Here is a 1291-nt window from a genome sequence, read left to right on the forward strand (position 1 = left end):
TGTGCCGTCCTAAATAAGGTTGACACTTTCCACCCCCAAAATTGGAGAGTGTTATGAAATCAACAACTAAAAGAACTCAGCGAGATTACTCCCTCGCTTTTAAACTCACTGTAGTTGATGAGGTTGAAAAAGGAAGCCTCACTTACAAACAAGCCCAAGAGAAGTATGGCATCCAAGGTTGCTCTACGGTTTTGGTTTGGCTTCGTAAGCATGGTCGACTAGATTGGTCTAAAGGGACACCTAACTTTATGTCCAAAGGAGACTCTATGGCCAAGTTCAATTCACCTCCTACACCAGAGCAACGTATTAAAGAGCTTGAGAAGCAGCTCGAAGATGCTCAACTCAAAGCCGACTTCTTTGAAGCTGTCGTGAACGTTATGGAACGTGACTATGGTGTTAGAGTGACAAAAAAGCACAAAGAAGCGTTGTCCAAGAGAAAACCATAGTAGGTTTGAGCGTTACGAAGTTTTGTCAGTTAGTACAAATCTCTCGCCAAGCTTATTATAAGCAATGCCAAACTCAATCTCGTTGTGAACATCATGAGCATGCTGTCATTGGCTTTGTCCGTGAAGTCAGGCTGAAGCAGCCACGCATTGGCACGCGTAAACTGAAGTTCTTAGCAGCAACAAAGGGCATTCAAATAGGTCGCGATAAGCTCTTTGAACTTCTCAGAAAGCATCGGCTGTTAGTGAGAGCAAGACGAGCCTATCACCGAACGACTGACAGCCGTCATCGATTTTTCTGTCACCCAAACAAAGTGAAAGATGGGCTGACACCAACGAAGCCAGAACAACTGTGGGTTGCTGATATTACTTACTTGCCAACTCAAAATGGAGAGAGTTATCTCAGCTTGGTTACAGACGCTTATTCAAGGAAGATTGTTGGTTTTTATGTGGATGACAACATGAAAACTCAATCAGTTAAGCGGGCATTTATCTCAGCTCTCAGGCAACGGCAGAGTGAAGAAAAGCTAATACACCACTCAGATAGAGGCTCACAATACTGTTCGAAGGAATATCAAGATATCCATAAGAAACATAGAGTGACTTGCTCAATGACTGACGGGTATGACTGTTATCAGAATGCTTTAGCTGAGCGTGTAAATGGGATACTCAAAATGGAGCTCTTGCTGAAGAAACCGAAAGATCTGAAAGAAGCAAGGACGATGGTAGCAGAGTCCGTAGATATCTATAATCAAATGAGGCCTCATACGGCTTTAAAATACAAAACGCCCGATGAAGTACATCGAGCGTTTTAGTTAAAAAGTGTCAACCCATATCAGGACGGGTCA

1 protein-coding gene is annotated in these 1291 nt (G+C 43.1%); it reads left to right on the forward strand.

The window, feature by feature from the left end:
• Positions 1-53: 53 nt before the first annotated feature.
• Positions 54-1258 (forward strand): IS3 family transposase gene (locus R7M72_RS24895; protein ID WP_182016900.1). Its coding sequence is split into 2 segments (ribosomal slippage): positions 54-405 and positions 405-1258, totalling 1206 coding nucleotides; the frame shifts between segments, so codons are not numbered across the junction.
• Positions 1259-1291: the final 33 nt, after the last annotated feature.

This window comes from Vibrio sp. YT-18 (genome assembly GCF_033337345.1).
Lineage (GTDB): Bacteria > Pseudomonadota > Gammaproteobacteria > Enterobacterales > Vibrionaceae > Vibrio > Vibrio alginolyticus.